Genomic DNA, 4757 nt, shown 5'->3' with positions numbered 1-4757 from the left:
GTCCGGTCCCGCCGTGGGGCCCGGACGGCCCCTGCGCGATGCGAGCGGTCTCCCGGACGGTGGGGCGGGTGGCGGGCGGACGTATGGAGAAGGAGGCGAATCATCATGGATCGGATAGTTGTGTTCGGCGTGCATGGTTCGGTGGGCAGCCGGGCCGTCGGTGACTGGGCGGCACGCGAGACCGGGCGTCTCGGGCTTGCAGTGCGGCTGGTTCACGTCGTGCCTGGGCCGGGGCAGTGTCGCTGTGGCGACAGCCGGGAGCACATCCTGGCATGGGCCGTTCAGCGGGCGCACCGAGTTGGGTCGGCGGGGCCGAGTCCGGGCGCCGGACGGGCCATTCGGCCCCGGTACCGAAACCGGCGGGACCGCCGCAACAAACTGTGCGGCCGGGGGCTGCGCGCCGGCCAGGCAGCGCGCGGATGTTGATCCGCCGCGGCTACGGCCCGGAGGGCCCCGCTGTCCCGCTACGCGCCCCGATCGCGGTGCTCGGCAGGGCTTGGCCGGACCGGTAAGCCATCAGCCAGAGGAGACGGTTCATACCGCGACCATGGCGGGGACGCTGGTTCCGTCCGGAATGTGGCGGAGAGCCTCGGGCAGGCAGGGGTACGTCTCGAAGACACCGGCCAGGCCGGTGCAGCGAAGGATCCGCCGGAAATGGGGACCTTCGGCGACCAGCCGCAGCCGGCCGTACCGGGCCAGGACCCGGTTCCTCGTCCGGCACAGCAGCGCGAGACCGCTGCAGTCGATGAACGACACGGGACGGAGGTCCAGCACCAGGTCGGGGCAGGGCCCGGCGGTGAGCGGGTCGAGGCGTGCCGAAAGGGCCGACGCGGTGAGGAGGTCGATCTCGCCGTGTAGTTCCACCACGGTCGTGCCACCGACGACATGTTCCGTATGGCAGGGCGGGGGCTTGGTGTGTGCTTCGGACATGGCCAGAGACAACCCGGGTGGCGGGCTGCGGGGAAGGGCCGTTCGGCCCGTTTACGCAGCTTCGCACGAGCCAGTGGCGCACCAAGCCGACGGACCGGACGGCCCGTCCCGCCGGTTGACCAGGGTCGGCTGGCCCGACGGACAGGTCCGTGTGGTCAGGGGGCGGATCTGGTGTGCCTTTCGTACACGGGCAGAGCCAACCTGAAGGGGCAGCGCTCGTCCGGCGCCTGGACGGGCCGAGTCCGCCTGACCGTCCCCGACGGGGCGTAGTGGTACCGCAGCGAGGGCCGCTCTCAGGCACAGGTGGGACTCATGGCCTCTGACCTCCTTCGCCGGTGCTACGGACGATGGAGTTCGAGCGTTGCAGTGCGTGAGAGACGGACCGGCTATGTATCCCAACGATGGTTTCCGTGAACTCGGTCGGCAGGAATGTCTGGGTCTGCTGGCGAAGGTGTCGGTCGGCCGCATCGTGTACACACGGCAGGCGCTGCCCGCGGTTCTGCCGGTCAACTTCTGTCTGGACGACGACGGTGCGGTGCTGCTGCGCACCTGCGCGGCTTCCGAACTGGTCCGTGCGGTCGACGGTGCGGTAGTCGCCTTCGAGGCGGACGAGGTCGACGCGGTCGCCCGGGCCGGCTGGAGTGTCGTCGTGACCGGGCGGGCGACAGTGGTGAGCGACCCGGCCGAGCGCGAGCACCTGAACAGGGTTGTTCCCTGCTCCTGGGTCCCTTCGCCCGTGGAGGTCTTCGTGCGGGTCGAGCCCGAGCTGGTGACCGGACGAGAGCTGATCGGCGGACGCACGCTGTACGGGGTGCAGCTCTCCGCCTGACCGGCGCCCTGCCCAGAGGGCCGAAGGGCCCCATGGCAAAGGGACCGGACGGTCGCGGTGACGGGTTCCTCGCGGCCCTGCCCCGGACCACGGTGGGCGACGAGCATCGTCAGTGGAGCCGAACACGGAGATCCCGTGGATGGTGTCGTAAACGCCTGCTGCGTGTCCGCGATGGCCGTAGGCAAGCAGATGCAGTTCTTCGGCGCCAGAGACCTCGCCAAGGCGCTGCTGTACGCGGTCAACGGCGGCCGGGACGAGATGACCGGCGAGCAGGTGGCGCCCCCGATGCCCGCTGACGGGTGAGTACCTGGACTATGAGGAGCTGTCGGCGGCGTACGACCGGATGCTGGACTGGCTGGCCGAGACCTACGTCGACGCGCTCAACGTCATCCACTACATGCATGACAAGTACGCCTACTAGCGCATCGAGATGGCGCTCCACGACCACCCGGTGCACCGGTTCATGGCGTGCGGCATCGCCGGCCTGTCGGTGGCCGTGGACAGCCTGTCCGCCGTCAAGCACGCGCGCGTGAAGGTCTTCCGGGACGCCACCGGACTCGCCGTCGACTTCCGCACCGAGGGGGGAGTTCCCGGCGTACGGCAACAACGACGATCGCGCCGACGACATCGCCGTCGACCTGGTGGAGTCGTTCATGGCCAAGGTGCGCAAGCACCCGACCTACCGGGACGCCCAGCACACCCGGTCGGTGCTGACCATCACCTCCAACGTCGTCTACGGCAAGCACACCGGCAACACACCCGACGGTCGGCGCGCGGGCGCCCCGTTCGCGCCCGGCGCGAACCCGGTGAACGGCCGCGACCCGCACGGCATGGTCGCCTCCGCGCTGTCGGTGGCGAAACTCCCGTACGAGGGTGCCCGCGACGGCATTTCCCTCACCTCGACCGTCACTCCCGAGGGCCTCGGTCACGACCCGGCCGAGCGTGCCGCGAACCTGGCCGGCACCCTCGACGCCTACATGGCCTCCGGTGGCTTCCACATGAACGTCAACGTGCTGAACCGGGCGACGCTCGAAGACGCCATGGAACACCCGGAGAAGTATCCGGAGTTGACGATCCGGGTCTCCGGGTACGCGGTCAACTTCGTCCGTCTGGCCCGTGAGCAGCAGCTCGACGTGATCAGCCGTACCTTCCACGGAGCGCTGTGAACACCGTGACGCAGCTCGCCGCCGGACAGGTCTCGGGCCGGATCCACTCATGGGACCTGTCCACCGGCGTCGACGGACCAGGCACGCGGTTCGTGCTGTTCACCAGCGGCTGCCCCCTGCGCTGCCTGTACTGCGCCAATCCCGACACCTGGCACATGCGCGAGGGGCGGGAAGCCATCGTCGACGAGGTGATGGCCGAGATCGGCAGGTACCGGCCCTTCATCACCACGGCGGGCGGGGGAATGACGCTCACGGGAGGTGAGCCGCTGCTCCAGCCGGCATTCACGGGTGCGGTGCTGCGCCGCTGCAAGGAGGCCGGCCTGCACACCGCCCTGGACACCTCCGTGCTTCCTGGGCGCCCGCGCGACCGACGCACTGCTCGCCGACACCGACCTGGTCCTCCTCGACATCAAGTCCTTCGACGTCGCCACCTACCGGAAGCTCACCGGCGGCTCGCTCGCCCCCACCCTGAGCTTCGCCACCCGGCTGGACCGGCTGGGCGTCCCGGTGCACGTTCGCTACGTCCTGGTCCCCGGCTCGTCCCGCCCCGGCGCGGTCCGGCTCGCGTCAGCGCTCGGCGACGCCTCGGGGGAGGCCGACTCCCCCGCCCGGTCGTCCTTGCTCTTCTTGTCCTTCCCGCCCTTGCCGCGCCCCCGCTCGCCACCGGCCCCGGCCGCGCCGAACCCGGCACCGCCGCCCGACACCGCGGGCCCGCCGTCGGGCGCCTCGCCACCCCGCTGCCCGGCGGTGTGCGACGGCTTGACGCTCCCGCCCGTGTCGTCGCCGACACTCATGCAGCCGGCGGCAGCGGCGACCGCCACGACCGTGGCGGCCAGTCGGACGGGTACGTACAAGGGGCGCACGGGGCCACCTCCGGAAAGGGTGATGGAGTCAACACCTCCAACTCCCGGCGCCCACAAGAGGACACGCGCCCCGCATTCACAACCCGGTCAGCCGTAACCCAGGGCGTGAAGGCGCGCGTCGTCGATGCCGAAGTGGTGGGCGATCTCGTGCACGACGGTGATCTCCGTCTCCGCCACGACGTCCTCCCGCGACTCGCACATCCGCAGCGTCGGATTCCGGTAGACGGTGATCCGGTCGGGCAGCACACCGGCGTACCACTCACCCCGGTCGGTCAGCGGAGTCCCTTCGTACAGCCCGAGCAACTCGGGATCGTCGGCCGGCGGCTCGTCCTCGACGAACACCGCGACGTTGTCCATCAGTCGGGTCAACTCCGGCGGGATCCGGTCGAGCGCCTCGGCGACCAGCTCCTCGAACTCCTCACGCGTCATCTCCAGCACAGGCCTATTGTCGGCCACGTCCCCGCCGTACGAGAGCCTTCCGGTGCCGCATATCCGGCCGCGCACTTGGGCATACGGGATCAATGGCCAGCGTCCCCGCCGCAGTCCCGAGTGTCCTGAAACCGATCCGCAACGCCCCGCGCGCCCTGGCCCGCCACTACCGCTCCCGCCAGGCGCCCGTCACGATCGAGCTCGTGGCGCAGCCGCACCCGTGGATACGTGCGGTGGGACTCGTCACCGTCGTCCTCCTCGGCGCCTGGCTGGGCCTGCTGGTCGTGGGCAACGTCCGGGCCCCGGTCGGCCCCATGAACACCACGATGACCCTGCGTCCCTCCTTCACCGGCGGCACCAAGATCAATATCTCGCCGCTGGGCGCCCTCCAGCTGGACAGCCACATCGCCCCCGTCCGCCTGGACGTCAACGTCGACCAGCTCGACCCCGACCGCTCCCAGGCCCTCGTGGACCACCCCGAACGCCTCTCCGGGCTCCAGGACGAGGTCGCCGAGGACGTCGGCCGCGGCACCCTCGACC

General features: G+C 70.4%; 3 protein-coding genes and 4 pseudogenes. 4 read left to right on the top strand and 3 right to left on the bottom strand.

From position 1 onward, the window contains the following. Positions 1-534: 534 nt before the first annotated feature. On the bottom strand, positions 535-930 hold the full coding sequence (locus tag ABZ281_RS34775; RefSeq protein ID WP_356662042.1) for an STAS domain-containing protein: 396 nt from the start codon (positions 928-930) through the stop codon (positions 535-537). 388 nt (positions 931-1318) lie between these two features. Between ABZ281_RS34775 and ABZ281_RS34770 the strand changes: the two genes are divergently transcribed. The 3 genes and pseudogenes from ABZ281_RS34770 to ABZ281_RS34760 all read left to right on the top strand — a co-directional run. Further along, the gene (locus ABZ281_RS34770) at positions 1319-1759 is read left to right on the top strand and encodes a pyridoxamine 5'-phosphate oxidase family protein (RefSeq protein ID WP_356662040.1); all 441 of its coding nucleotides are present in this window, start codon (positions 1319-1321) and stop codon (positions 1757-1759) included. A 153-nt stretch (positions 1760-1912) separates the two neighbouring features. Further along, positions 1913-2925: pseudogene (locus ABZ281_RS34765) on the top strand (pyruvate formate lyase family protein); the annotation flags it as partial. Positions 2926-2930: 5 nt separating this feature from the next. After that, a pseudogene (locus ABZ281_RS34760) lies at positions 2931-3462 on the top strand (radical SAM protein); the annotation flags it as partial. 11 nt (positions 3463-3473) lie between these two features. Here ABZ281_RS34760 and ABZ281_RS34755 read toward each other — a convergent pair. Continuing rightward, positions 3474-3788 (bottom strand): annotated as a pseudogene (locus tag ABZ281_RS34755) (hypothetical protein); the annotation flags it as partial. Positions 3789-3875: 87 nt separating this feature from the next. After that, on the bottom strand, positions 3876-4226 hold the full coding sequence (locus ABZ281_RS34750; protein WP_356662038.1) for a metallopeptidase family protein: 351 nt from the start codon (positions 4224-4226) through the stop codon (positions 3876-3878). 83 nt (positions 4227-4309) lie between these two features. Here ABZ281_RS34750 and ABZ281_RS34745 point away from each other — a divergent pair. Continuing rightward, positions 4310-4757, top strand: a pseudogene (locus ABZ281_RS34745) (hypothetical protein); the annotation flags it as partial.

The organism is Streptomyces sp. NPDC006265 (genome assembly GCF_040613555.1).
Classification (GTDB): domain Bacteria; phylum Actinomycetota; class Actinomycetes; order Streptomycetales; family Streptomycetaceae; genus Streptomyces.
Note: the sequence above shows the minus strand (reverse complement) of the source record. Positions and strands in the feature narration are given on the sequence as shown.

Bases quoted from the DNA above. Each gene is read 5' to 3' on its own strand.
- ABZ281_RS34775 (WP_356662042.1), bottom strand. From the start codon at position 930: ATGTCCGAAGCACACACCAAGCCCCCGCCCTGCCATACGGAACATGTC.
- ABZ281_RS34770 (WP_356662040.1), top strand. From the start codon at position 1,319: ATGTATCCCAACGATGGTTTCCGTGAACTCGGTCGGCAGGAATGTCTG.